Here is a 25,414-nt window from a genome sequence, read left to right as displayed (position 1 = left end):
GGGCGGACCAAGTGCCTCTTAAGAATCGTGAAGCTATCCTCTACGGCGTTCTTTCTCTTCTCCTGATCGCTCCGTTCCTCGTCGACCTGATGGTGCCCCTGGGTACGTCGGTGTGGGCCTTCTATCTCATCCCCACCGTGCTTTCCTTCCTGTCGCGCAAGCCGCTGGCCCCCGTCGTCGTGGGAAGCATCGTCAGCATTCTCGTGGTGACCGGCTTCTTCCTCGGGCGCGATGGAGTCGATCCCTCCATCGCCTTCGTCAACCGCACCATCGGACTTTCCGTGACCTGGCTGCTCTCCGGCATCGGCATCATGTTCATCCGCAACAAGCTGGAACTGGAGCGGCAGGACTGGATGCAGGTCGGTCAGGTCGGCCTCGCCAATGCGATTGCCGGCGACCTGTCGGTCGAGCAACAGGCAGAGCGCATGCTGCGCTTCCTCGCCGAGTATCTGGACGCACAGGCAGCCGCAGTCTTCATTCGCGATGAAGGGGGCTTCGTGCGGCGCGCCGTCTACGGAGTTCCCGACACCGCCCGGATCCCCCTGGAGATCAAGCCCGGCGATGGCCTGCTCGGGCAAGCCGTGCAGGACCGGCGCAATTTCCTCCTGGCCGACGTCCCCGAGAACTACCTCTATTTCGGATCGAGCTTCGGCCAGGCAGCGCCGCGACAGCTGTTGATCGCCGGCGCACGCGCCGATGACGACGTGATCGGCGTGATCGAGATGGGCTTTGCCGGGGAGGAAGCCTCCCGGGCCGAAGCGTTCATGAGCCGCGTAGCGGGCCAGCTCGGGGTCGCCATACGCTCGGCCACCTATCGCAACCGCCTGCAGGTCCTGCTTGAGGAAACGCAGCAGCAGGCCGAGGAACTGCAGGCGCAGGGTGAGGAATTGCAAGCCAACAACGAGGAGCTGGAGGCGCAGAGCCAGCGCCTGCTGGAATCGCAGGCTCGGCTGGAGACACAGCAGGCCGAGCTGGAGGAAAGCAACGCGTCGCTCGAAAATCAGGCGCAGGAACTCGAAGCGCAGCGCGACGAGCTGGAACGCGCCCAGAAATCACTCGAACAGCAGACGGCGGAGCTGGAACGGGCGAGTCGTTACAAGTCCGAATTCCTCGCGAACATGTCCCATGAGCTGCGGACGCCGCTCAACTCGCTGCTCATCATGGCACGGCTGCTGGCCGAGAACCGCAAGGGCAATCTGAGCCCGGAGCAGGTCAAGCATGCCAGCACGATCGAAACCTCCGGCAACGACCTGCTCAACCTCATCAACGATATCCTGGACATTTCGAAGATCGAGGCGGGGAAGATCGATCTCGATATACGGCCCACGAAGATCTCCAGCCTCTTCGAGAAGCTCGGCGCCACATTCTCCGCGGCGGCGGACGCGAAGGGCCTGAAGCTGAGGATCAGCGTCGACCCGGGCCTGTCCGGCGAGATCAGGACGGATCCGCAACGCGCCGAACAGGTGCTGAAGAACTTTCTCTCCAACGCCATCAAGTTCACCGAGGACGGTGAAATCACGCTTCGGGCAGCGGCTGCGGAGGACAACCGCATCGCGCTCAGCGTTCGGGACACCGGCATCGGCATTCCCCCGGAGAAGCTGGACGTCATTTTCGAGGCCTTCCGGCAAGCCGACGGCACGGTCAGCCGCAAATATGGGGGCACGGGTCTGGGCCTTTCCATCTCGCGGGAGCTGGCCGCCCTGCTGGGCGGCGACGTCAGGGTGGAAAGCGCGCCGGGCGAAGGCAGCATCTTCACCTTGGTCCTGCCTCTCGTCCTGGAACCCTCCGCGCTCGAATCCCGGCCTGCCAGCACGGCGACCGCACGGTCCCTTCCGGCACGGGTTCGAACGGGCAGCGACCAGCCGGCGCCGCGCCACTCGACCCTTGAGGATGATCGCGCCAGCCTTACCGGCAATTCACGCGTCATCCTGATCGTCGAGGACGACGCGATCTTCGCGGGGCTGCTGTGCGACCTGGCGCATGAACAGGGCTTCGAATGCCTCATCGCGGACACCGCCGATGAAGGCGTGGTGCTGGCCCGGCAATATCTGCCGCACGCCATCATCCTCGACATGAACCTGCCCGATCATACCGGCCTTTCGGTGCTCGACCGGATCAAGCGCGACGTGCGCACGCGGCACATCCCCGTGCACATCGTGTCGGTGAGCGAGGATGCGCAGGCTGCCCTCGCCAACGGGGCAGTCGGCTATCTCCTCAAGCCCGTGAAGCACGAGCAGCTCGTCGACATGCTGGCCGCGCTGGAGACGCGCATGGCCCAGCGCGTGCGCCGCGTCCTTGTCGTCGAGGACGATGCCCGCCAGGCGGAGAGCATCGGGCTGCTGCTCGGATCACAGGATGTCGAGACGGTGGTCGCGCACAGCGCCGCAGAGTGCCTCGAGAAGCTCAGCGAGCTGACATTCGACTGCATGGTGCTCGATCTCAACCTGCCGGACACCTCCGGCTTCGATCTGCTCGAACGGCTCAGCGAGGACGAGACGATCGGCTTCCCGCCAGTGATCGTCTACACCGGGCGTGACATATCCGCGCAGGAGGAACTGCGGCTGCGGCGATATTCCAAGTCGATCATCGTCAAGGGCGCGAAGTCGCCCGAGCGCCTGCTCGACGAGGTGACACTGTTTCTCCACCAGGTCGTCTCGGAACTGCCCGAAGAGCAGAAGGAGATGGTGTTCCGATCGCTCAACCGGGATGCCGCGCTGGACGGCAAGAGAATCCTTGTTGTGGAAGATGACATCCGCAACGTCTATGCGCTCACCAGCGTGTTCGAACCGCACGGCGCGACCATTCGCATCGCGCGAAACGGGCAGGAAGCGCTCGATGCGCTGGACCAGTCCCTGCGTGGCGAAGCGCCGATGGTCGATCTGGTCCTGATGGACGTGATGATGCCGGAAATGGATGGCCTCACCGCCACGCGCCACATCCGCGGCCAAAGCCAGTGGCGCAATCTTCCGATCATCGCACTCACCGCGAAAGCGATGCCACGCGATCAACAGGACTGCATTGCGGCCGGTGCCAATGATTATCTTTCCAAGCCGCTGGACGTCGACAAGCTCCTGTCCCTCGTCCGCGTATGGATGCCGCGATGACTCCCGAGCTCGAGCCCCACGAGGTCCTTGAGGCCGATCTGCTCATCGAAGCGATCTGGCGTCATTATCATTACGATTTTCGGGGTTACTCGCCCGGTTCGCTGTACCGGCGACTGATGCGCGCGCGGGACAGGCTGGAGTGCGAGAGCTTCTCGCAGATCCAGCATCTCGTTCTGCGCAGCCCGGCCGCATTTGGCGAGCTCATGGGTTTCCTCACGATCCAGGTCAGCGAGATGTTCCGGGATCCGGAATATTTCCGTTCGTTGCGAGAGAAAGTCATTCCTCATCTGCGCACCTACCCCTCGGTAAAGGTGTGGATCGCGGGCTGCGCGAACGGCGAGGAATTCTATTCGCTGGCGATCCTGTTCCGCGAGGAGGGGCTGGAGGATCGCACCATCTTCTATTGCACGGACATCAGCCCGGGCGCGCTGCGCAATGCCCAGGCGGGCGTCTACGACCAGAGCCGCCTCGCTCGGTTCACCGAGAACCACCGCCTCTCCGGCGGCCGGACTTCGCTGTCCGATTATTATACCGCCGCTTATGGATCGGTCGTTTTCGACAAATCCCTGCGGGCCCGGGCGGTGTTTGCCGAGCACAGCCTCGTGACCGATCAGGTGTTCGCGGAAGCGCATCTCATTTCCAGCCGGAACGTGCTCATCTATTTCGACCGCGTCCTGCAGGACCGGGCGATCGGCTTGTTCGGCAACTCCCTGGTGCGGGGCGGTTATCTCGGCCTCGGTTCCAAGGAGACGCTGCGTTTCTCCGTTGCCTCGGACTGCTTCGACGATTTCGATCCCGGGGAAAAAATCTATCGCCGCAACCTCGTGCCAGTGCCGGAGATCAGCCATGCTGCCTAGTCCTGTCCGCATACTGGTCGTCGACGACGTCCAGGAGAATCTCGACGCGCTGGAGGCCCTTCTCGCGCGCGAGGACCTGGACGTGGTGCGGGCCCGTTCGGGCCGCGAAGCGCTTGAGCGGCTGCTGGTCGACGAATTCGCCCTGGCGCTTCTCGACGTGCAGATGCCGGGCATGGATGGCTTCGAGCTGGCGGAGCTGATGCGGGGAACGGAGCGAACCCGCCGGATACCGATCATCTTCCTGACCGCCGTCGCGACGGACGATACACGGCACTTCCGGGGTTATGAGGCGGGTGCGGTGGACTATCTGCTCAAGCCCCTCGATTCCATGGTGCTCCGCAGCAAGGTCGACATCTTCGTGGAGTTGCACCGCCAGCGGCTGGAACTCGCCAGCCAGCGCGACGAACTGGCGTCCGCGCTCGGTCGCCTCCAGGCACATCGGGACAATTCGCCGCTCGCCATCGTGGAGATCGATGCCCGCCAGCAGATCACCGCCTGGTCGATGGGAGCCGAGCGCCTGTTCGGCTGGCGCGAGGAGGAAATGCTGGGGCGCGCCATCAGTGCCGGCGAATGGCTCGATGACGCCGCACTCGCTTCGCTGCAGGCGCTCATCGACGATATGCGGGAAGGCGGCAAGCGACGGGACATGCTGGAACTTGCCTTGTCACGCCGCAACGGCGCGACGCTGGAGACGGAATGTTACTGCTCCGCCCTGTGCGACCAGAACGATCAGCTCCTCTCGATCAACATCCAGATCGTCGACGTCACCGAGCGCAAGCGCGCGGAAAATACCCGGCGGCTACTCGTCGGAGAACTGAACCATCGCGTCAAGAACACGCTCGCATCGGTTCAGGCGATCGCATCCCAGACGCTGCGCCATTCCAGTGGCCCTTCGGAATTCGCCCCCACCTTCATCGGCCGGATCCATGCGCTGAGCAAGGCGCACTCGCTGCTCAGCGAGGCGACCTGGAAAAGCGCGAGCCTGCGCGATCTGGTGCAGGGCCAGCTGGACATGGGCGTGATCGCACCGGACCGGCTGTCGGCCAAAGGCCCCGACGTGCAGCTTGCGCCAGAACCCGCCCTCCATCTGGCCATGGTCATCCACGAGCTGGCGACCAATGCGGTCAAATACGGCGCCCTCTCCACCCCGACCGGCCGGGTCGACCTCGACTGGTCGCTGGCGGAGGGGAAGCTGTTCTTCGAATGGAAGGAGAGCGGTGGTCCGCCCGTCGCACCGCCCCGCCGTACCGGCTTTGGCAGCGCGCTCATCGAACGGAGCCTGCGCAGCGAAGGCGGCACGGCCAAGGCGACCTACGACCCGGCAGGGCTGCAATGGTCGCTCACCTTGCCATGCCCCATGCAGGAGGGCGAAAGCCGTTCCACCGGCCTTGCGCCGGCGACAGCGCCGGCCGCTGCGCCTGTGGCTGCACCACTCCCCGCCAGCGCCGCGAAGGCCGCATCCCGTGCGAGCGGCTCGATGCATGGCAAGTCCGTGCTGGTGGTGGAAGACGAGCCCCTCGTCGCACTCGACATCGTCTCGGTGCTCAGTGAGGCAGGCGCAAGCGTGATCGGCCCCGTGACCAACAAGGCGGATGCGCTGGAGAGCGCCCAACATCTCCCGCTCGACCTCGTGCTGCTGGACGGGAACCTGCAAGGGGAAACGGTGGAGGACATCGCGGAAGCTCTGCGAGGCAGGAATATCCCGTTCCTCATGGTCAGCGGCTATGGCGCCAGCCATCTGCCCGAGGCGCTTTCGCAGGAAAGGATCGTACTCAAGCCCTTCGTCGCCGGCGAACTGCTGCGCTCCGCCGAGCAGATGCTGCACATCGGCGCCTGAGCTCCGCCGGTGATGCCCGCCGGTCGAGCCAGCCGTCAGGCCGGTTCGAGTTCATCCCGCAATGTGCAGGCGCGCGCGAAAACGGCCTCGAACATCGCTGTGGTGAGCCGGCCGGTGTTCGTGTTGTAGCGCGAGCAATGGTAGCTATCGAGCAGGATCCGGCCGCCCGGCATGGCGTGTTCCGCAAGATGGCCAAAGCGTGCCTGCCCCGGCCGGCCGCCCAGAACCTTGAGAGCAGATTGATGCGCGATCCGGCCCAGCGCGATGAATATCCTCGCGCGCGGCAATCCCTCGACACCGGCCTGCAGGAACTGGCGGCAGGTGCGGATCTCGTCCGGAATCGGCTTGTTCTGGGGCGGCAGGCACTTGACGCTGGTGAGGATCGCACAGTCGACCAGTTCCACGCCATCATCGATCCGCGCCGCATATTGCCCGCGGGAAAGGCCGAACTTGTCCAGCGTGGCGAACAGCAGGTCGCCGGCATAATCGCCCGTGAACGGTCGGCCGGTTCGGTTGGCGCCGCGCATCCCCGGTGCCAGCCCGATGAGAACGATGCGGGCAGCCGGGTCGCCATAGCCGCTCACCGGTCCGTTCCACCAGTCCGGATGCTCGGCGCGGCAGACCTGGCGGAGCGCGACAAGGCGCGGGCAGAGCGGGCAATCGCGCCCGGGCTCGGCATGCGGCACCGGACTGACGACGGGGCTGGTCAGCGACATGCGGCCGCGATAGGCCGCGCAACATGATCAAGGCAAGCACTCGGAGACGGACGGAGCCCGTGAGCGGGCATGTCTATGCCATCGGCATCGGTTCGAACCGGCCGCTGCGCGCCCGGCTTGGCCCGCCCGCGATTGTGGAAGCTGCTTTCGAGGCCCTGGATGTCGCTCCGCTGCGCCTCGTGGCCCGTTCCCCCGTGATCGCCAGCCGGCCGATCGGCCCCTCCGCCCGCACTTATGCCAATGCTGCCGCGCTGGTTGCGGCGCCGCTGGAACCGCTTGCCATGCTGGACATGCTCCAGGCAATCGAGCGCCGATTCCACCGCCGCCGCCAGCGCCGCTGGGGCGCGCGCACGCTGGACCTCGACCTGCTGCTCTGGTCGGGCGGCGCGGTGCGGCACAAGCGCCTGACCATCCCGCATGCCGCGCTCGCGCAGCGCGATTTCGTGCTGCGCCCCCTGCGCGCCATAGCCCCGCATTGGCGTGATCCCCGCTCCGGTCGCAGCATCGCCCAGCTGGCGGCCCGCCTTTCACGCCCCAAGCCGGTTGACCGCAAGGGCCGGGCTCTTTAGGGCCCCGCACGGAGGGCCCTTAGCTCAGTCGGTAGAGCAACTGACTTTTAATCAGTAGGTCGCTGGTTCGAATCCAGCAGGGCTCACCATTATTCAATATGTTAGGAACGTACTGCAGGACAGCGATCAGATCGGGTTAACTTGTTGGCTAACTTTTCGGCCGCTTTAATGTTGGCCTGCCCCGGAAAGTGGTCCATTTTGAAAGTTAGGGCGCGTGGACAAAGTGGCTGCTGCGCCAACTTCCAGATCAGGTGGCCTATGATGAAGTAGGTGGCGATGATGCCAATAGCTGCAACGAAGTCCATAAAGCCGGAAACGACTGTGCTGCGGACCCATCCACGCCCGGAAGCGAACTGGCGCCTTTGCACGATCGCGTTTGTTATGGCTGCCGAGAGCACCGCGACGATCATAACGAGGATTGTCAGCACTTCCATGTAACCATGCTTGCACGGAACCGGGCTTTCGACAAATGATTGCCGCACGGGCTGGAGGCGGGCTTGAGCCAGGGCGATTTGACCGACGCGAAGTGGCGCGTTCTGAAGGACTTGCTGCCGATCGAGCCGGAGAACCGTAGGCGAGGCAGGCCACCCGAGCAGAACCGTTCGATCATCAACGGCATCCTCTGGCGGCTCCGGTGTGGCGCTCCATGGCGAGACGTGTCGCCCAAATATGGTAGCTGGAACACTATTTATCGGCGCTTCCGACGATGGAGTGAAGCCGGTGTCTGGGAGACCGTCGGCGTGACACTGGCCGAGATCATTGGACAGTGGCCACTACAGCATCGATAGCACCACCATCCGCGCCCACGTCTCGGCAGCGGGCGGAAAAGGAGGACTCATCGAGGCGCTCTTGGCCGCTTCCGGGGCGGGTTCACCAGTAAGCTTCACTGCCTGGCTGACGCTCTCGGACCACCGCTTGCCTTTCAACTGACGGTCGGGGGAGCCGCAGACTGCAAGGCGTATGGCGCGCTTATAGGTCTGCGTGAGCGAACGCCCGACGTCCTGCTTGCCGACAAGGGCTACGATGCTGATGCTATCCGTGCCGACCTCGCCGAGCGAAAAATCGAGGCCGTCATCCCCGGCAAATCAAGCCGCCGTGTGAAGATCGAACACAACCGGGCACTCTAGAGTCTGTCCTGATTAGATTGAATCGTTTGGGGATTCCCAAGGTGGCTTTGTTGTGATTCAAGCTGCTTGCTGGGGAGGAGGCCAGCAGCGATGGCACGAGCCTATTCTGACGATTTGCGAGATCGGGTTGCAGCGGCAGTTTTGTCGGGCCGCTCGGTTCGCGAGGTTGCTGGTGCGTTCGGTGTGAGCGTGGCGAGCGCAGTGAAGTGGTCGCAGCGTCTGCGTGATACGGGCAACGCCGGTTCACGTCCGATGGGAGGCCACAAGCAACGGGTATTGGCGGGGGAGCAGGAATGGATGCTGTGGCCTGCTGCCGGTTTGGTGGACACCGAGATAGGGTGTTTTCACCTATCGGAGGCCCACAATGCAACGAAGGAAGTTCAGCCGCGAGTTCAAGCTTGAGGCGGTAAGGTTGGTCCGTGAGCGCGGTGTGGCAGTTGCGCAGGCGGCCCGCGATCTGGATGTGCACGAGAACCTGCTGCGCAAATGGGTAAAGGAGTTGGCCGCTGATCCTGGCCATGCCTTTCCCGGGCAGGGTCAGATGAAGCCGGAGCAGTTGGAGATCGACCGTCTGCGCCGGGAAGTGGCCAAGCTGAAGGCAGAGCGCGACATTCTAAAAAAAGCCGCCGCCTACTTCGCGAAGGACTCGATATGAGGTTCGCCTTCATCGCGAAGCACCGAGGGATCTGGCCGGTGGCATGGATGTGCGGGGCGCTCGGTGTCTCGCGGAGCGGCTTCCATGCCTGGCTCACCCGGGCGCCGTCACAGCGTGCCCGCGACGACGAGGTGATCGGCTCGAGGGTCAGGGCCAGCCATGTTGGCAGCTATCGCACCTATGGCGCCCGGCGTGTCTGGCACGACCTGCTCGCCGAAGGCATCTCCTGCGGTCTGCATCGGGTCGAACGGCTCATGCGAGCGCAAGGGCTGCGGGCCAGGCCACGCCGCCGTGGACTGCCCAAGGATCAGGGCGAACGCTCGGTCATCGCCGGCAACGTTCTGGGTCGCCAGTTCACGGCCGACAGGCCCAACCAGAAGTGGGTGGCAGATTTTACCTACGTCTGGACTGCCGAAGGATGGCTCTACGTGGCCGCCGTCATCGACCTGTTCTCGCGCAGGGTGGTGGGCTGGTCGATGAGCGACACGATGACCGCCCAGCTCGTTACCGATGCGCTCATCATGGCGATCTGGCGACGCGGAAAGCCCGATGCCCTGCTGCATCACTCGGACCAGGGTAGCCAATATACCAGCGAGCAGTTCCAGCGGCTCATGGCCGACAACGGCGTCACCTGTTCGATGAGCAGGTCCGGCAACGTCTGGGATAACGCCGCGATGGAAAGCTTCTTCTCCTCGCTCAAGACCGAGCGGATCGGGAAAAAGGTCTACCGCACGAGGGCGCAGGCGAAGGCGGACGTGTTCGATTACATCGAGTGCTTCTACAATCCGACCCGGCGTCACTCGACCCTGGGTTACCTCAGCCCTATCGACTTCGAGCGAGAAGCTGGGGTAGCCTAAATGAGCCTATCTCGGTGTCCACCAAACCGGCAGCAGGCCAGCTGCTTCGTCTTGAGGAATGTCCGCATCTGACGGTGCGCGGGCTGGCGGTCGAGCTGGCCGGGCGCGGTCACCGAGTCAGCCCCAACACGGTGTGGTCGCTGCTGCGCAAGGCTGGCCACAGCTTCAAAAAAAAGCCTGTTCGCCAGCGAGCAGGACCGCCCGCAGGTAGCTCGGCGGCGGACGCAGTGGAAGAAGTACCAGGGCCGGCTTGACCCTCGCAGGCTGGTCTTCATCGACGAGACCTGGGCCAAGACCAACATGACCCCGTTGCGGGGCTGGGCAAAACGCGGCGACAAGCTGATCGCCAAGGCGCCGTTCGGCAAATGGAAGACGCTGACCTTTGTGGCGGCGCTTCGTCACGACCGGATCGATGCGCCCTGCGTCCTCGACGGCCCGATCAACGGCCAGCTCTTCCTCGCCTATGTCGAGCAGTTCCTCGTGCCCACCCTCGTGCCCGGCGACATCGTCATCATGGATAACCTCGGCAGTCACAAGGGTCAGGCCGTGCGCAAGGCAATCCGTGCGGCAGGGGCCAAGCTCCTGTTCCTGCCGCCCTACAGCCCTGACCTCAATCCAATCGAACAGGTCTTCGCCAAGCTCAAGCTGCTACTGCGAAAAGCCGCCGAGCGCACCGTCGAAGCCACATGGCAGCGGATAGGCAAACTGCTCAATGCCTTCCCACCCCATGAGTGCGCCAACTACCTCAGGAATAGTGGCTATGCTTCAATCTAAACAGGACAGACTCTAGACTACAAGCAGCGCAACCGTATCGAGTGTATGTTCGACCATCTCAAGATCAATCGCGGCATCGCCACTCGCTACGACCAACTGGCCGAAAGCTTCCTTGGCATGGTTCATATAGCGAACGCCAGATACTGGCTCAAAATTATCCACCCGGCCTGGGTCCACAATATCATCTACTCACGTCCGCCCCGCCTCATTCCACGGTCACGCTCTTCGCCAGATTGCGGGGCTGGTCGACGTCGGTGCCTTTGAGCACCGCCACATGATAAGCCAGCAACTGCACCGGCACCGCATAGACCATCGGCGCGATCAGCGGATGGACCTTCGGCAGGGCAAGCGTTGCGAGGCACCCCTCGCCCGCTGCCTCGATGCCTTCCTCGTCCGAGATCAGCACCACCTTGCCGCCCCGGGCCTGCACTTCCTGCATGTTGGAAACGGTCTTCTCGAACAGCGGGCCGGACGGCGCGATGACGATCACCGGCACGGCCTCGTCGATGAGGGCGATGGGGCCATGCTTCATCTCGCCGGCGGCATAGCCCTCGGCATGGATGTAGCTGATTTCCTTGAGCTTGAGCGCGCCTTCCAGCGCCAGCGGATAATCCGTGCCCCGGCCGAGATAGAGCACGTCGCGCGCGGGCGCGATGAGCGGCGCCAGTGCCTGGATCGCCTCGTCCTGCGCGAGCGCCTGATTCATCGCGGCCGGCGCTTCCGCCAGATGGCCCACGATCGCCTTCTCGTCCTCCGGGGTCAGCCGCCCCTTCGCGCGCGCGAAATTCGCCGCCAGCGCAGCGAGCACGGCCAGCTGGCAAGTGAAGGCCTTGGTGGATGCGACGCCGATTTCCGGCCCCGCATGCGTGGGCAGCAGCAGGTCCGCCTCGCGCGCCATCGAGCTGGTCGGCACATTGACCACCACGGCGATCTTCTGCCCTTCGGCCCGGGCGTGGCGCAGCGCCGCCAGCGTATCGGCCGTCTCGCCGGACTGACTGATGAACAGCGCAAGGCCGCCATCCTCCATCACCGGCGCGCGGTAGCGGAACTCGCTCGCGACATCGAGGTCGACCGGTACGCGCGCGAACTGCTCGAACCAGTATTTCGCGACCATGCCCGCATAGAAGCTCGTGCCGCAGGCTACGATAGTAACGCGCCGGATCGCGGAGAGATCGAAATCCGGCACGGGCAGGGAGACCTGATCGTCGATGCGGCGCAGATAGCTGCGCAGCGTCTGCGCGACGACGATCGGCTGCTCGTAAATCTCCTTCTGCATGAAGTGGCGATGATTGCCCTTGTCGATCATCGCGCCGGACACGCCGGAGAGCGTGACGGGGCGCTCGACGGGGTTGTCATCGCGATCGAACACCTGCGCGCCCTCGCGCGTGACGACCACCCAGTCGCCTTCGTCCAGATAGGCAATCCGCTGCGTCAGCGGCGCCAGCGCCAGCGCGTCCGATCCCAGATAGGTCTCGCCATCGCCATGGCCCACGACCAGCGGCGAGCCCAGGCGCGCGCCGATCAGCAGCTCGGGATGGGCGCGGAAGAGGATGGCGAGCGCGAAGGCGCCGCGCAAGCGCGGCAGCACGCGTTTCACGGCTTCCTGCGGACTGGCCCCGGCTTCCACATGCTCGCTCAGCAGATGCGCGACGACTTCCGTGTCCGTCTCGCTGTGGAAGACGCGCCCCCGCGCAATCAGCTCGTCCCGCAAGCTCTTGAAATTCTCGATGATGCCGTTGTGGACCACTGCCACTTCCCCGGTGGCATGGGGATGGGCATTGCTGGTCGTCGGCGCGCCATGGGTGGCCCAGCGCGTATGCGCGATGCCGGTGGTGCCGGACAGCGGATCGTCCGCCAGCGCCCGCGCGAGATTGGCGAGCTTGCCTTCCGCGCGCCGCCGCTCGATCGTGCCGTCGACGACGGTCGCGATGCCGGCCGAATCATAGCCGCGATATTCAAGGCGCCGCAGCCCGTCGAGCAGCCGGTCGGCGACATCCTGCGCTCCTACGATCCCGATGATTCCGCACATCGCTCAAGCCTTCCGTCGTCTCAGATTGTGTAGGGTATCCGGATGCCCGGCATGTTGGCGGGGAAATCCTTGCTGTTGCGCGTCACGAGGATGCGTCCGCTGAGCTGGGCGGACGCCAGGATGATCGCCGCGGAAAGGTTCATCGATCCGCGCTGCTGGCGGAGCGAAGCCGCGCGCCGCCCCACTTCCTCATCCACTTCCGCTACCGCGAACATGTCGAGGAAGCGCTCGGTGTCCGCCTGCGCGCTTTCCGGGGCGCCGGCCATCACTTCGATCCAGCTGATCCGGCTGATCCACGGCCGCCGCGCCCGGCGCAGCTCGGCCCATGCCTGCGGCCGGTCATGCAGCGCATCGATCAGGATGTTGGTGTCGAAGTAGAATTCGCTCACGCGCGTTTCCCGCCGGGCGTGCCGTCGCTGCCGCCCCGGATGCGGCGCTCATGGTCGAGCCCGTCGACCGCCGAGCCATGGCGCGACCAGAGGCCGAAGAAACGCTCGATTCCCTGCTGCGACTGCTCGGCCCGGTAAGCGCTCACCGCTTCCCGGAGCATGGCGGCGCGGGACCGGCCCTGCTCGCCGGCGCGCTGATCCAGCCACTTGAGATCATCATCGGGAATGTCGGCCAGGAATCGCATGATATGGCGATATCATATCATGATATGATTGCAAGATGCTCCCGACCTCGCCGGCCCTGCCTGGCGTGAATCCGCCTGAGCAGAACGGGCTGCGTCGAAGATCCGGGAGATCGGTGCGGGCTCTCGCTACCCGCAGATTTGTTCGTCAGGCCAAAGCCTTGCAGGCGCTGTTGAAGACCATTTCGCGGATAGCCGGCAGATTCTCGATGGCATAGTCCGAGGCATCGTCGCTGCAGACGATTTCCACCCGCCCCCGGCAGAATCGCAGGTCGAGATCCTCGGGCTTGATGACCCGCCGCGACCCCACATCATAGAAACTCCAGACGCGCGGGCTGGTATAGTCCTGGGCATTCTGATCCACCACGAGCGCCAGCCGCCCGTTGGTCAGGCGCACCACCGAGCCGATCGGATACACGCCGACACTCTCGATGAACTGATCGAGCAGCGCTTCATCGAACTGACCTTCCATGCCGCGCATCAGTCCGAGCGCGGCATTGGGATCGACGCGCGGGCGATGCGGGCGGTCCGATGTGAGGGAATCATAGACGTCGCAGATCGCCGCCATGCGGCCGAACAGGCCGATTTCCTCACCGACCAGCCCATGCGGATACCCGCTGCCGTCATAGCGCTCATGATGCTCGAGGCAGACTCGCGTCACTTCCTCGGGCAATTCCCCGCCAAGCTCGAGGAATTCGTAGCCAAGCGTGGTATGAGTCTCCACGATGTTGCGCTGGGCGCTGCTCAGGTCGTCCAGGATCGTCGAGACATCGATGGGCAGGTGCCCCATGCCGACGTCCATGAGCAGGCCCGCCATGCCGGCATCCTTCACGCGCTGCTCGTCGAGCCCCATCTGCCGGCCCAGCGCGATCATCAGCGCGCTGACGGCAAGGCCGTGGGAATAGAGCGTGCTGTTCTCGCGGCGGATGCGCATGAGGCCATTGAAGGCATGCGGATTGCGCTGGATCGAGGCGAACAGATCCTCGATCACCGGTTCCACCTGCGCTTTGGACAGGGCCTTGCCGAGCCGCGCCTGCTCGAACACGCCGGAGAGGATGCGGCTGGCCTTCGCCACCACGGCGCGGGCATGGCCGACCTCGCGCGCCACGCTGAGCGCGGTGGCCGAGCGCAGGTCGAAGGGAATGACGTTCGATGCCGCGCGAAAGGCCTGCTGGCTCGCCTGCATCCGCTCCAGCCTCACCCGCTCCGCCACATGGTCCGCCGACGAGGATGCAGGGACCAGCGGGCGTCGGCGCCCGGCGGCTGGCGGCGGGGCGCCACCGACGTCCGCGCCCTTCTCGATATCGATGAGCACGCCCTCGACCTCGCTGGCACGAAGATCGGCCAGGACCTGCTCATCATCGAGGAGAAATTTCGTCCGCCAGAACGGGTGCTTGAGCCAACTTCCTTCCAGCTTGTGGATGAACATGCCGAGCTGAACTTCAGTCACGTCTATTCGCTTCAACATCAACCGCCCCTTGCCCCCGTCCGGCGGTGATTGTGCCAGTCCACTCTATACTGAAAGGATAAGGGCAATGGTTGCCAATATGTTGCTCATAGCGCAGGAGGCCGGGGCAGCGCCTTCACTTGGCGCGATCGCCGGGCTATGCGGCGGGACGTCGAGCATCCGGAGCGCAGCCATGTCGAAAGCCACGCGCGCCACACGGGCGCTGGAGAAGGCGGGTATCCCCTTCACGATCCACAGTTATGATTATGATCCGTCGGCCGATCGCATCGGTATCCAGGCCGCGCAGGCGCTGGGTGAGGATCCCTGCCGCGTTCTCAAGACATTGATGGCGATGGCTGATGGAAAACCGGCCTGCCTCATCCTGCCTTCCGATCGCGAGGCGTCGATGAAGAAGCTGGCAGCCGCGCTGGGCGCCAAGTCCGCGCAGATGATGAGCCCGGCCGACGCCGAGCGCATCGCCGGATACAAGGTGGGCGGGATCAGTCCGTTCGGCCAGATGCGCGTGGTGCCCACGGTGATCGAGGAAAGCGCGATGGCCGAGCCCCTCGTCTACATCAACGGCGGCCAGCGGGGCCTGCAGGTGCGGCTGGCGCCGGGCGATGCGGCAGCCCTGCTCCGCGCGAGGATCGCCCCGATCATCGCCTGAGCGGGCCTCGGCCCGGCGCGGCGCGGCGCCTCTGTCATTGGCCGCGCAGCATCATTTGGAAGAAACATTTCGCGTCATCTGGCGTTTGGGGCGGAGACCAAGGGAGATGCGATATGGCCAAGTTGCTCGACACCTTCACCATTGCCCGATCCACGGAAGGTTATCTGCTCCAGTTTGACGACGAGGACGGCGACACGCACGAATTCGCCATGAGCTACGATCAGCTCGAGCTGATCTCCGAGGAAATCGAGCGGCATCTCGATCACGACGAGGCAGACGCTCTGGCCACCGACGAGGAAGACGAGATCGGCGAACCCGACGCATGACGCTTCTTTCCTCCTGTTCCCGGCCGCCCCTGATATGGCTGGCGAGCCGGGCCATGGCATGCTGTTCGGCCCGGGCGCGGACCGGCACGGCTGACGGTCCGCACCATTGCCTTGCGAAAGGCCTGTCTTGAGATATTCTGGCGTCAGCATTGGACTGGGTGCCGTGACTGCTGCCATCGCCCCTCTTCTGGAGCGCCTGCGGACGCACGACGATATGAGTGCGGACGAGGAAGCGATGCTGCGCTGGGCGATCAGCGACATCCGCTCCGTCCGCGCCGGACATGCCACCATCCGGGAAGGAGAGGAGCTCAGTCACGCGATCGTCCTGCTCCAGGGCTTCATGTGCCGTCACAAGGATCTGAGCGAAGGCCGCAGGCAGATTACGGAAATTCACATCCCCGGCGATTTCGTGGACCTGCATGGGTTCACGCTCAAGAAGCTGTCGGACAGCGTCACGACTCTGACGCCTTGCCGGATCGGCATCGTCCCCCATGAGCGACTGCTCCGGATTACCGAAACCCATCCCCATCTCACGCGCCTGCTCTGGTTCACGACCAATCTGGACGCGGCCATCCATCGGGAATGGGTTCTCTCGCTCGGACGGCGTCCGGCAATCGAGCGCCTCGCCCATCTGTTCTGCGAGCTGCATTTCCGGCTGACTCTGGTCGGCCACGCCCCGCCGGAAACGCCCTTCCCCCTGCCGCTGACCCAGGCCGATCTTGCCGATTGCCTCGGGCTCACCAGCGTGCACGTCAATCGGGTCCTGCAGGAATTGCGGGACAGCGGCGCCGTCGAATTCCGCAAGCGGGAAGTGACGATCCGCGACCTTGGTGCGCTCCGCGCACTCGCCGAGTTCGATCCGGCCTATCTCCATCCCGAACGGCGGCCCCGCTAAGCACAGCAAGGAGGCCGGGCTGATCGGCTTCCGGCGCTAGGCCGGTGCGAGGCACGCAGCCTGGCGCAGCGCCGAGAGATCCGGGATGCGCAGCCAGCGGGACTGCAATTCGATCAGCGCGGCCGACCGCATGGACTGAAGGGTGCGATTGACATGAACCGGGGTCAGGCCCGTGAGATCGGCCATGTCCATCTGCGTCAGCGGCATGGCGCATTGCTGGCCATAAGTGAGACCGCTGCGACTGAGCCGCTCGAATATCTCGCACAGAAGATGCGCGATGCGCTCCAGCGCCGTGCGGCGCCCCAGCGTCACCAGCCAGTCGGACTGCCGGTCGAGCGCATGCGCCAGCGCGCTCCAGAGACGACGCTGCTGATCGAACGGACGATTGCCGATCGACGCGCAGGGGATGCACGAGGCGCGCACATTGGTGAGCGCCACGATCGGCTGGGCAGGGCGATGCCCCAGGACCCATTGCGGCTCGCAATAGTCACCCGGCAGGAAGAGCGCAGTAATCTGCCGTCGGCCGTCATTCAACAGACGGAAACGGCACGCCCATCCCTCCTCAATCCTGTAGACGAACTCCGGCCGGTCGGCCTCGCGAGCAAGATATTGGTGGGGTCTGAACTGAATATGATCGTCGGCGATAATGGCAAGATTGCCCATCAACAAATTCCTGTTTCGCCCCGAAACATGAGATTAGCTGATTCGACTGCCGTTGAATTCACATATGTTAGATTGTCTGCATTTCCGGGTCGAGGCGTGGCGCAGGCCCGCCGCTTTGTCAGGGAGCGACTGGAGAATCGGTGACGACAGCGCCCGGGTTCGGGTCTGCTGTTCGGGCCATCCGCAGGATCACGTGCAGTCCGTCCGCTTCCCAGCGCCGTTCGATCGCGCCGAGTTCACGCGCCGCAAGGTCGAGGAGTCGGCTGCCGAACCCCTTTTCCGCTGGCATCGAAGTGGCCGGACCGCCCAGTTCCAGCCAGCTGATCTCCGTCTCCTGTTCGCTGCCCCGGACGGAAAGCTCCACCCGGCCACCCGGAACGGACAGGCTTCCATATTTCGTGGCGTTCGTCGCCAGCTCATGGAACAGCAGGGCAAGCGACGTCACCAGCCTGTCCGGGACCGGCGCGTCATCGCCTGAGATCACGAGGCGCGGGGCGCCCGCATCGGTGCTTCCCTCGAACGGCGCGAGCGTGGCGGCAAGGACGGACCGAAGCGAATCAGGGCGTTTATCCCCTTCCCCGGATGCCGCGGACGGAAGCGTGAGGCTATGGGCGCGAGCGAGGGCGGCGAGGCGATCCGCGACCATTTTCGCCAGCGTATCGGCATCCTTGGTCGTGCGTGCGCTCAGCAGGAGAAGGCTGCTGGTGAGCGCATAGGCATTCTTGACCCGATGGTTCATCTCCGCGAGCAGCAGCGCCTGCGCCTCGGCATGGCGTCGCCGCTCGGAAATGTCGCGCGCGATCTTGGACGCACCCACGATCCGCCCGTCATTGTCCTTCACCGGCGAGATGGTCAGGGAAAGATCGAGGAGCTGCCCGTCCTTGCGGCGCCGCACGGTTTCATAGGAGCTGACTCGCTTTCCCGCGCGTATCGCCGCGAGGATCTCGTCTTCCTCGGTCCTGCGGTCCTCCGGGATGAGCATGAGGATCGGCTTGCCGATCGCTTCGCGCGCGGTGTAGCCGAAGAGGCCCGTCGCGCCGGCGTTCCAGCTGGTGATGATGCCGTCGAGCGTCTTGGAGATGATGGCGTCGTTCGAGCCGTCGACGAGCGCCGCGAGGTGGCGTGCGGCATGATCCGCCTCGTGTTTCTGTAACGCGAACCCGAGCTGGCGGGCAATGGTGAGCGCCAGTTCGCACTTGTCCCGGCCGAGCGTCCGCGCATCCCGGTAATAGACCATGAACTTGCCGATCACCCGGTTGTCGGGCGCCAGCGGGATGAAGCACAGGGCCCGGATGTCTTCCTTGCGGATGGCGGCAATGATCTCGGGCGATTCCCCGGACTGCGCGATATCTTCGATGCTGATGATCTCGGCATTGCGCGCCCCCGCTTCCCACGGGGAATGGCCATCCACGGCCTGCCGATAGCCTTGCGAAAGCCCCCGGCTGGCGACGAAGCGCATGACGCCCTCGTCGTTGAACCGGAGAATGGATGCGCGGTCCGTCTCCAGCCCGTCGCAGATGGCGGAGAGGGCGGCGTCATAGATCGCGTCCAGCGTCTTCGCCCGGTAGAGCTGGTCCGTATAGCGGTAGAGCAGGCTCAGGACGCCAGCGTCCTGCGGCAGTCCTTCTGCCGTCCGGTGCGACTGCACCGTCTCCTGCCTTGTTCCCATCAATTCACCTCACGACAGGCGCCCTGGCCTGTTTTCCGCCCGGTACGGGCAGTTAGCATAGGGCGTTCTGCCGCAAAGCGCGAGAGGCGTGATATTAACGCGGGTTAGCACCTTCGGTCTCCCGCCAGCGGCGATCCCCCGCACGCTCTTCTCCATCATTTATCGTTCGCTCAGCGAACCCGGCCACGCCGAACCAGATTGACGATCGCGAGCAGCACGATCGCACCGACCAGCGACACCAGGAAGCTGGTGAGCGTGAGCGGCGCATTGTTGATCGATCCGCCGGAGAAGATCAGTCCGCCAAGAAATGCACCGACGATACCGACGATGATGTTGAGGAAAATGCCCTGCTGAGCGTCCGTCCGCATGACGATGCTCGCCAGCCAGCCGATGATGCCGCCGACGATCAACCAAAGAATCAGTCCCATGAGCAACCTCCGTTGTCCCGCCGGCAAAGGGCCGGCTTCTTGGGAACGGCGCTGGCGAACATTGGTTTCGCCCCACCCTTCTGCGGGCGGGTCCGCGGGCGATCGCCGGCGAGGCCACGGCGTGACGGCGAAGCGCGGCGGGGGAACCTCGCAAAGCCCGCCACGTTTCATTCGCCACAAGCAGCCTGGGAGAGATCATCATGATCGCTATGAGGACAGCCCTTCTCGCATTGCCCCTTCTCGCCGTCGCGGCGTGCAACTCCAATGTCGAGCAGGATGTCGAAGGTACGGTGGACAGGGCCGAGAACGCCGCCACCAACACCATCGACAACGTGACCCAAAGCCTGACGCCCACCCCCTCGGGACAGGAATTCGCCAACACCGCCGCTCGCAGCGACGCTTTCGAGATCGCGGCGGCAAAGCTCGCGGCCACAAACGCCCAATCCGCCGAGGTCAAGGAGTTCGCCCAAAAGATGATCGAGGCGCATACGCAGTCGACCGCCAGGATCAAGGAAGCGGCCGGCGCCTCCCAGCCGCAGATCACGCCGGATGCCACGCTCAGCCGCGATCAGGAAGAAGACCTCAACGAACTCAAGGCTCTCAAGGGCGCGAAGTTCGACGAGGAGTATATCGACGGCCAGGTCGATGCGCATGAGGATGCACTGGCGCTCATGAGAAAATATGCGACGGACGGGACCGTGACGCCTCTGAAGGCAGCGGCTGGCGAGCTGGTGCCGGTGATCGAACAGCATCTGGCGCACGCCCGGCGTCTCGACCGGGATTAAGCCGCCGCAGCGTCTATTTTCCTGCCTGGATGGCCCGCCCTTCCCTTGATGGCGGGCCATTTCCTTTCGGGCGGACGAGACCGGCGATGACAGGGAAAGGACGGCAGATGATAACATAGCGCAAGTGCGGGAACGGCGATCGCGGGTGCGAGTTGTGGCTGTTGTCAACATCTCCCCGTCAACACCGTCCGCACAGGGTCAGAATGAACCAAGCAACTGCTCCGGCCGTCCGTTCGCGCGATCTGGCCATCGTTCTTGCCGGTGGCAGGGGATCCAGGCTTTACGACCTCACGGATGCGCAGGCCAAGCCCGCGTTGCCGGTCGGCCCGTCCTGCCGTCTGATCGACTTCACGCTCGCCAACGTCTCGAACTCGGCCATCGCGCAGGCCATGGTCCTGACGCAATATGCCCCGGAAACGCTGCGCAGCCATATCGAAGCGAGCTGGCAGAGCCGGCATCGTGGTGGCCCGCTGGGGATCGAACTGCTGGACGGAAGCGATTTCGGCGGCTTCAACGGCACCGCCGACGCGGTCGGCAAGGTGCGGGCGGCTATCGACGCCAAGGCGCCCGATCTCGTGGTCATCCTGGCCGGCGATCATCTGTACCAGATGGATTACCGCCCCTTCATGGACGCGCACCGCAGGAGCGGCGCCGGCGTGACGGTGGGCGCGGCGCATGTGCCTGTGGGAACCGCCCGCGAGTTCGGCATCATGCAGGTGGATGACGATGGCCGCATCGTCGATTTCTTCGAGAAGCCCGCCGCCGCCAGGTCATCTGCGGACCGGCCCGGCTTCGCGCTGGCCTCGATGGGCATTTACGTGTTCAGCTGGTCGCGGCTGAAAAGCCTGCTGGACCGGCTGGCGCCGCTCCATGAAGAGCTGGATTTCGGCAAGCATGTGCTCCCCCAAATGGTGGAAGGCCGGCTTGCGCATGCCTATACGCTGCCCGGTCGCGGAGACGCCGCGCCCCTGTGGCGCGACCTCGGCACGATCGATGCCTATCATCGCGTCCATAGCGAAATGGCGGCCGGGACCCTGCCGCTCGATCCGAGCTGGCCCGTTCCGCTCGACGTCGCTGCCACGCCGGTTCTCGATCCCTCCCGGATTCACGCGCGCGACAGCATTTCGGTGTTCAGCTGGACGGGGTCTTCCATCGCGCACGGCGCGCTCATTGGCGCAGGCTCGCGCCTCGATAATGTCGTCGTGCTGCCGGGCGCGAGGATCGGCCGGAACGTCACGATCCATGATGCGATCGTGACGCAGGACGCGGTCCTCCCCGACGGGTTCGAACTGGACCGCGCCCTGCGTGCACCCGGCCGATGGTGCACCATTTCCGAGGGCGGCATTCACGTCCTCTCGGCACGCGCTCTGGCCAATCTTGCGCGGCTGGACGGCTCTGCCCTGCATGCCCGGCCCCTGCTTGCATCCACCGATCGCAGCCGGACCGAGGCCCCGGCCCTCCGGCTGCTCGCGAACGGCCGCCGATGAGAAGAGAGAGAGAAAGACTTCAAATTTCAGGAGGACCAATGACTTTTGCCTTCGCGAAGCCCGACAGACTGCATCACGAGCTGGGGGCCGAATTCACGGGCGAAGGCACACATTTCGCCGTCTTCTCCGAGAATGCGGAAGCCATCGAACTCTGCCTGTTCTCCCCGGACGGCTCGGAAGAACTCCAGCGGCTGGAATTGCCGCATCGCGAGGGCTCGATCCTGTCGGGCTATCTGCCCGGCGTCCGGCCCGGGCAGCTCTATGGCTATCGCGCCCATGGCGCTTATGCCCCGGAGGAAGGCCACCGGTTCAATCCCAACAAGCTGCTGCTCGATCCCTATGCCCGTCAAGTCGCCGGCCAGATCCGCTGGGACGATGCGCTCTGGGGCTATGATCTGCAAAGCGGCGACGATCTCACGTTCGATGAGCGCGATTCAGCGGCCTTCATGGTCAAGAGCGTCGTGCAGGACCCGGACTTCGACTGGGAGGATGACAAGGCGATCCGCCGTCCTTGGACCGAATCCGTCATCTATGAAGCGCATGTACGGGGGCTCACCATGGTCCACCCGGATGTTCCCGAGGAACTGCGCGGCACCTATGCCGGCATGGTCAGCGACCCCATCCTCGACCATCTGCGCAAACTCGGCGTGACCGCGATCGAGCTGCTGCCCTGCCAGTTCTTCCTCGATGATCGCGCGCTCGTCGACCGGGGCCTGTCAAATTACTGGGGCTACCAGACGCTTGGCTATTTCGCGCCGGAGCCGCGCTTCCTCCAGCAGCGCGACGGCGCGCCTTCGGCGATCCGCCAGTTCAAGAACATGGTCAAGCGCTTCCACCGGGCCGGCATCGAGGTCATCATGGATGTGGTCTACAACCACACGGCCGAGGGGTCGGAGCGCGGCCCGACGCTGTGCTTCCGGGGGCTCGACAACGCGGCTTATTATGCCCTCTCCCCCGAGAACCCGCGTTATTCCTTCGACCAGACGGGGACGGGCAACACCCTCTCGGTGGCCCATCCCATGGTGCTGCGCATGGTGCTCGATTCCCTGCGCTACTGGGTGCAGGTGATGCATGTCGACGGCTTCCGCTTCGACCTCGCATCCACGCTGGGGCGCCAGGCCGCCGGCTTCGACCGGGAAGGCACATTCTTCGGCGCCATCCGGCAGGACCCGATCCTTGCCGGCGTGAAGCTGATCGCGGAGCCATGGGACGTTGGCGAAGGCGGCTATCAGGTGGGCGGCTTCCCCCATCCCTTCCGGGAATGGAACGACAAGTTCCGCGATACGGTCCGCGGCTTCTGGCGCGGCGATGAAGGGATGGTGGGTGATCTTGCCGGCAATCTGCTCGGTTCCCCCGTCCAGTTCAATCATTCCGACCGGGGCGCGACCTCGTCCATCAACTTCCTCGCCGCCCATGACGGCTTCACGCTCATGGACACCGTCTCGTTCAACGATCGCCACAACGAGGCCAATGGCGAGGACGGGGCGGACGGGCACGACAACAATGTGTCGGACAATATGGGCGCCGAAGGCGAAACCGAGGACGAGGCGATCATCGCCGCGCGCGCCCGCCGGCGCCGCGCCATGATCGCGACGCTGTTCCTCAGCCAGGGCGTTCCCATGCTGCTGGCCGGTGACGAGATCGGCCATTCGCAGGGCGGCAACAACAACGTCTACTGCCAGGACAACGAGACCGCCTGGATCGACTGGACAAGGCGCGATGACGCCTTCCTCGACTTCGTCGCCAAGATGATCGCTTTCCGCCGCGACCACCCCGTTCTTTCGCAGGACATGTTCCTGCTGGGCGAAAGCACGGAGGAGCACAGGATCGAGATCGCCTGGCATCAGCCGGACGGCCGGGAGATGGACGAGGAACTCTGGGGGCAGGCCGGGTTGCGGGTCCTTGGCCTGTTCGTCGACCATTCCGCACGGGCGCCCTTCGTCGAGAACGAGAATATCAGCGCGCTCTTCATCGTCCTCAATGCCGGGGATGGGCTCGACTTCACCTTGCCCACGCCCAATGGCGTCACGGGCTGGGTCCGCGTCGTCGATACCGCGCGGGACGAAGCCTTCGCGCCGGAGCCCTGCCCCGGGGACACGGTCGCGATCGAGCCGGCCAGCGTCTGCGTCTTCGCGCCGGCCCAGCCATGAGCACGCATGCCCTCCCCCGCTCCTGGGGCGCCGAACCCGCTGCGGATGGTCAGTGGCGGTTCGCCTTGTGGGCCCCCGACGCCCGGGAGATCACCGTCGAAGTGGATGGCGTGGCGACGCCCATGATGCGCAAGGACGATGGCTGGGCCAGCGTCACCACTGCGGCGCGGGCGGGCCAGACCTATCTGTTCGGGGTCGACGGCCAGCTTTATCCGGATCCCGCCGCGCGCGCGCAGGCAGGCGATGTCCATGGCCCGTCCCGCCTCGTCGATCCGACGGCCTTCAAATGGACGGCCGAGTGGCAGGGCGTGCCCTGGCATCAGGCCGTCATCTACGAGCTACACGTCGGCACCTTCACGCCGGAAGGCACATTCGACGCAGCACGGCACGGGCTGGCACGCCTCAAGTCGCTTGGCGTCACGGTGATCGAGCTGATGCCGCTCGCCCAGTTCGAAGGGCAGCGCGGCTGGGGCTATGACGGTGTCCTGCCTTATGCGCCGCACAATGCTTATGGCAGCCCGGAGGATCTCAAGCATTTCGTGGAGGCAGCGCACCGGCTCGGCCTCGCTGTCATGCTGGACGTGGTCTACAATCATTTCGGGCCGGCCGGCAATTATCTGGCGGCCTGGTGCCCGCGCTTCTTCCATTCCTCGCGCACGTCCCCCTGGGGGCAGGGCATCGCTTATGAGGAGCCCGCCGTCCGCGCGTTCTTCATCGAGAACGCGCTCTACTGGCTCGAGGAATTCCAGCTCGATGGCCTACGGCTCGACGCCGTCCATGCGATGGACGACGAATCCGACTCCCACATCCTCGACGATATCGGCCGCGCGATCCGGGCGCGCGAATGGGGTCGGCCCATCCATCTGGTGACCGAGGACGAGCGCAATCTCACGCGTTATTTTCACGATGACGCCCCGTTCGACGGGACCTGGAACGACGACTGGCACCATGCCGTGCATTGCCTGCTGACCGGGGAGAGCGAGAGCTATTACGCGCCTTTCGCCGTCGATCCGCTGGCCGACATCGAGACGGCGTTGCGCGACGGCTATGTCGAACAGGGCCAGACGCGACCCGGGAGCGAAAAGCCGAGAGGCGAACCTTCGTCCGATCTGCCGCGCAGCGCTTTCATCAATTTCCTGGGCAATCATGACCAGGTCGGCAATCGCGCGGAAGGCGAGCGGCTCCATCATCTCGTGAGCGATGAGAGCGCGCTGCGAGTGGTGACGGCGTTGACGCTCCTTTCCCCCTGCACGCCGATGCTGTTCATGGGCGACGAGTTCCTGACCGACGCGCCTTTCCTCTTCTTCACCGATTTCGAGGGCGAGCTGGCCGAGGCGGTGCGGTCCGGCCGGGCCCGGGAATTCGAGCGCTTCAGTGCCTTCGCCGGCACCGTGCCCGATCCCAACGCGCCCGAGACCGCGCTGCGCTCACAGATCGGTCGTCCCGAGTCCGAGCGGCAGCTGCGCCACGAGGCCTTCGTGCGCGATGTGCTCGCGCTGCGCGAAATCCATGTCCAGCCGCTGCTCGCCGCCCCTACCCCCACCCCCGCCGCCGCCGTGACGATGGCGCGGGAAGGCGCCCGGTTCGATGTCGCCTGGGCGTTCGGGCCGGGGCGCCTGCTTTTGCGCTTCTCCCTCGGCGATGGCGCGATCGAACCACCCCTCGATCCCTTCTTCGTCGAAGCACAACCCGACAGCCGCTTTTCCATCGCGGCTGCCGTCAGAATGGAATGAGACGCGCT

At 64.7% G+C, this 25,414-nt stretch carries 24 protein-coding genes, 1 tRNA gene and 2 pseudogenes; 18 read left to right on the top strand and 9 right to left on the bottom strand.

The features are described 5' to 3' along the window. Positions 1-89 precede the first annotated feature (89 nt). Genes HNP60_RS05070 through HNP60_RS05060 form a run of 3 tightly spaced genes read left to right on the top strand, consistent with a single transcriptional unit; the run spans position 90 to position 5,798 of the window. Entirely contained in the window at positions 90-3,104 is a 3,015-nt protein-coding gene (locus tag HNP60_RS05070) for a response regulator (RefSeq protein ID WP_260395009.1), read from the top strand. After that, complete coding sequence (locus HNP60_RS05065; protein ID WP_184150959.1) at positions 3,089-3,961, top strand: CheR family methyltransferase; 873 nt, start codon at positions 3,089-3,091, stop codon at positions 3,959-3,961. The genes HNP60_RS05070 and HNP60_RS05065 overlap by 16 nt, the downstream gene beginning before the upstream one ends. Next, complete coding sequence (locus HNP60_RS05060; protein WP_184150956.1) at positions 3,951-5,798, top strand: response regulator; 1,848 nt, start codon at positions 3,951-3,953, stop codon at positions 5,796-5,798. The genes HNP60_RS05065 and HNP60_RS05060 overlap by 11 nt, the downstream gene beginning before the upstream one ends. A gap of 35 nt (positions 5,799-5,833) precedes the next feature. Here the strand turns inward: HNP60_RS05060 and HNP60_RS05055 are convergent, their stop codons facing one another. Beyond that, positions 5,834-6,514 (bottom strand): uracil-DNA glycosylase, encoded by a 681-nt coding sequence (locus HNP60_RS05055; RefSeq protein ID WP_184150953.1) that lies wholly within the window; start codon positions 6,512-6,514, stop codon positions 5,834-5,836. Positions 6,515-6,537: 23 nt separating this feature from the next. Here HNP60_RS05055 and folK point away from each other — a divergent pair, with 23 nt between their 5' ends. Together folK and HNP60_RS05045 are read left to right on the top strand one after the other, a co-directional pair. Further along, positions 6,538-7,083: a 2-amino-4-hydroxy-6-hydroxymethyldihydropteridine diphosphokinase gene (gene folK / locus HNP60_RS05050; protein WP_184150950.1), complete on the top strand. Its 546-nt coding sequence runs from the start codon at positions 6,538-6,540 to the stop codon at positions 7,081-7,083. Between the two features lie 13 nt (positions 7,084-7,096). Next, positions 7,097-7,172: transfer RNA gene (locus tag HNP60_RS05045), tRNA-Lys, on the top strand. A 12-nt stretch (positions 7,173-7,184) separates the two neighbouring features. Here HNP60_RS05045 and HNP60_RS05040 read toward each other — a convergent pair. Then, positions 7,185-7,517, bottom strand: coding sequence for a hypothetical protein (locus HNP60_RS05040; protein ID WP_041391748.1), 333 nt, complete (start codon positions 7,515-7,517; stop codon positions 7,185-7,187). Positions 7,518-7,580: 63 nt separating this feature from the next. On the opposite strand from HNP60_RS05040, the gene HNP60_RS19735 reads away from it, so the two are divergent. From HNP60_RS19735 to HNP60_RS20170, 6 genes and pseudogenes are all read left to right on the top strand, one after another. Beyond that, positions 7,581-7,871, top strand: coding sequence for a transposase (locus HNP60_RS19735; protein ID WP_221414636.1), 291 nt, complete (start codon positions 7,581-7,583; stop codon positions 7,869-7,871). A gap of 75 nt (positions 7,872-7,946) precedes the next feature. Then, positions 7,947-8,210 (top strand): annotated as a pseudogene (locus tag HNP60_RS20285) (transposase); the annotation flags it as partial. Between the two features lie 90 nt (positions 8,211-8,300). After that, positions 8,301-8,612, top strand: coding sequence for a transposase (locus tag HNP60_RS20280; RefSeq protein WP_184150948.1), 312 nt, complete (start codon positions 8,301-8,303; stop codon positions 8,610-8,612). Beyond that, a protein-coding gene (locus tag HNP60_RS05025) for an IS3 family transposase (protein WP_184150945.1) occupies positions 8,575-9,722 on the top strand; the annotation gives its coding sequence in 2 pieces (ribosomal slippage) (positions 8,575-8,833 and positions 8,833-9,722; 1,149 coding nt in all). Before HNP60_RS20280 ends, HNP60_RS05025 begins: the two co-directional genes overlap by 38 nt. 62 nt (positions 9,723-9,784) lie before the next feature. Beyond that, positions 9,785-10,496 (top strand): annotated as a pseudogene (locus tag HNP60_RS05020) (IS630 family transposase); the annotation flags it as partial. Between the two features lie 75 nt (positions 10,497-10,571). Beyond that, a complete protein-coding gene (locus HNP60_RS20170) occupies positions 10,572-10,760 on the top strand; it encodes a hypothetical protein (protein WP_338056753.1) in 189 nt (62 codons plus the stop codon). On the opposite strand, the gene glmS is transcribed toward HNP60_RS20170, so the two are convergent. The 4 genes from glmS to HNP60_RS04995 form a co-directional block, all read right to left on the bottom strand. Next, positions 10,702-12,525, bottom strand: a complete 1,824-nt coding sequence (gene glmS, locus HNP60_RS05010; RefSeq protein WP_184150942.1) for a glutamine--fructose-6-phosphate transaminase (isomerizing) — start codon at positions 12,523-12,525, stop codon at positions 10,702-10,704. The two genes, HNP60_RS20170 and glmS, sit on opposite strands and share 59 nt — an antisense overlap. A 20-nt stretch (positions 12,526-12,545) precedes the next feature. Beyond that, complete coding sequence (locus HNP60_RS05005; RefSeq protein ID WP_014075378.1) at positions 12,546-12,914, bottom strand: type II toxin-antitoxin system VapC family toxin; 369 nt, start codon at positions 12,912-12,914, stop codon at positions 12,546-12,548. Further along, positions 12,911-13,159: a ribbon-helix-helix protein, CopG family gene (locus HNP60_RS05000; protein WP_184050256.1), complete on the bottom strand. Its 249-nt coding sequence runs from the start codon at positions 13,157-13,159 to the stop codon at positions 12,911-12,913. The genes HNP60_RS05005 and HNP60_RS05000 overlap by 4 nt, the downstream gene beginning before the upstream one ends. A gap of 145 nt (positions 13,160-13,304) precedes the next feature. Further along, the gene (locus HNP60_RS04995; RefSeq protein ID WP_260394662.1) at positions 13,305-14,624 is read right to left on the bottom strand and encodes an HD-GYP domain-containing protein; all 1,320 of its coding nucleotides are present in this window, start codon (positions 14,622-14,624) and stop codon (positions 13,305-13,307) included. 172 nt (positions 14,625-14,796) lie between these two features. Between HNP60_RS04995 and ybaK the strand changes: the two genes are divergently transcribed. The 3 genes from ybaK to HNP60_RS04980 all read left to right on the top strand — a co-directional run bounded on the left by ybaK (position 14,797) and on the right by HNP60_RS04980 (position 16,491). After that, entirely contained in the window at positions 14,797-15,270 is a 474-nt protein-coding gene (gene ybaK / locus HNP60_RS04990) for a Cys-tRNA(Pro) deacylase (RefSeq protein WP_184150936.1), read from the top strand. 113 nt (positions 15,271-15,383) lie between these two features. Beyond that, a complete protein-coding gene (locus HNP60_RS04985) occupies positions 15,384-15,596 on the top strand; it encodes a hypothetical protein (RefSeq protein ID WP_014075374.1) in 213 nt (70 codons plus the stop codon). Between the two features lie 163 nt (positions 15,597-15,759). Beyond that, positions 15,760-16,491, top strand: a complete 732-nt coding sequence (locus HNP60_RS04980) for a helix-turn-helix domain-containing protein (protein WP_184150921.1) — start codon at positions 15,760-15,762, stop codon at positions 16,489-16,491. Between the two features lie 36 nt (positions 16,492-16,527). On the opposite strand, the gene HNP60_RS04975 is transcribed toward HNP60_RS04980, so the two are convergent. The 3 genes from HNP60_RS04975 to HNP60_RS04965 all read right to left on the bottom strand — a co-directional run bounded on the left by HNP60_RS04975 (position 16,528) and on the right by HNP60_RS04965 (position 19,251). Next, positions 16,528-17,154 (bottom strand): Crp/Fnr family transcriptional regulator, encoded by a 627-nt coding sequence (locus HNP60_RS04975; protein WP_184050266.1) that lies wholly within the window; start codon positions 17,152-17,154, stop codon positions 16,528-16,530. 118 nt (positions 17,155-17,272) lie between these two features. Continuing rightward, entirely contained in the window at positions 17,273-18,823 is a 1,551-nt protein-coding gene (locus HNP60_RS04970; RefSeq protein ID WP_184150918.1) for a PAS domain S-box protein, read from the bottom strand. 170 nt (positions 18,824-18,993) lie between these two features. Continuing rightward, complete coding sequence (locus HNP60_RS04965; RefSeq protein WP_184050270.1) at positions 18,994-19,251, bottom strand: GlsB/YeaQ/YmgE family stress response membrane protein; 258 nt, start codon at positions 19,249-19,251, stop codon at positions 18,994-18,996. Between the two features lie 200 nt (positions 19,252-19,451). Between HNP60_RS04965 and HNP60_RS04960 the strand changes: the two genes are divergently transcribed. The 4 genes from HNP60_RS04960 (at position 19,452) to treZ (ending at position 25,406) form a co-directional block, all read left to right on the top strand. Continuing rightward, positions 19,452-20,036 carry a DUF4142 domain-containing protein gene (locus HNP60_RS04960; protein ID WP_184150915.1) on the top strand — a complete coding sequence of 195 codons (585 nt, stop codon included), beginning with the start codon at positions 19,452-19,454 and terminating at the stop codon, positions 20,034-20,036. A gap of 203 nt (positions 20,037-20,239) precedes the next feature. Then, positions 20,240-21,523 carry a glucose-1-phosphate adenylyltransferase family protein gene (locus HNP60_RS04955; RefSeq protein WP_184150913.1) on the top strand — a complete coding sequence of 428 codons (1,284 nt, stop codon included), beginning with the start codon at positions 20,240-20,242 and terminating at the stop codon, positions 21,521-21,523. A 38-nt stretch (positions 21,524-21,561) separates the two neighbouring features. Further along, positions 21,562-23,673, top strand: a complete 2,112-nt coding sequence (gene glgX, locus HNP60_RS04950) for a glycogen debranching protein GlgX (protein ID WP_184150910.1) — start codon at positions 21,562-21,564, stop codon at positions 23,671-23,673. Continuing rightward, positions 23,670-25,406, top strand: coding sequence for a malto-oligosyltrehalose trehalohydrolase (treZ, locus tag HNP60_RS04945; RefSeq protein ID WP_184150908.1), 1,737 nt, complete (start codon positions 23,670-23,672; stop codon positions 25,404-25,406). Before glgX ends, treZ begins: the two co-directional genes overlap by 4 nt. Positions 25,407-25,414 lie beyond the last annotated feature (8 nt).

This window comes from Sphingobium lignivorans (genome assembly GCF_014203955.1).
Classification (GTDB): domain Bacteria; phylum Pseudomonadota; class Alphaproteobacteria; order Sphingomonadales; family Sphingomonadaceae; genus Sphingobium; species Sphingobium lignivorans.
Note: the sequence above shows the minus strand (reverse complement) of the source record. Positions and strands in the feature narration are given on the sequence as shown.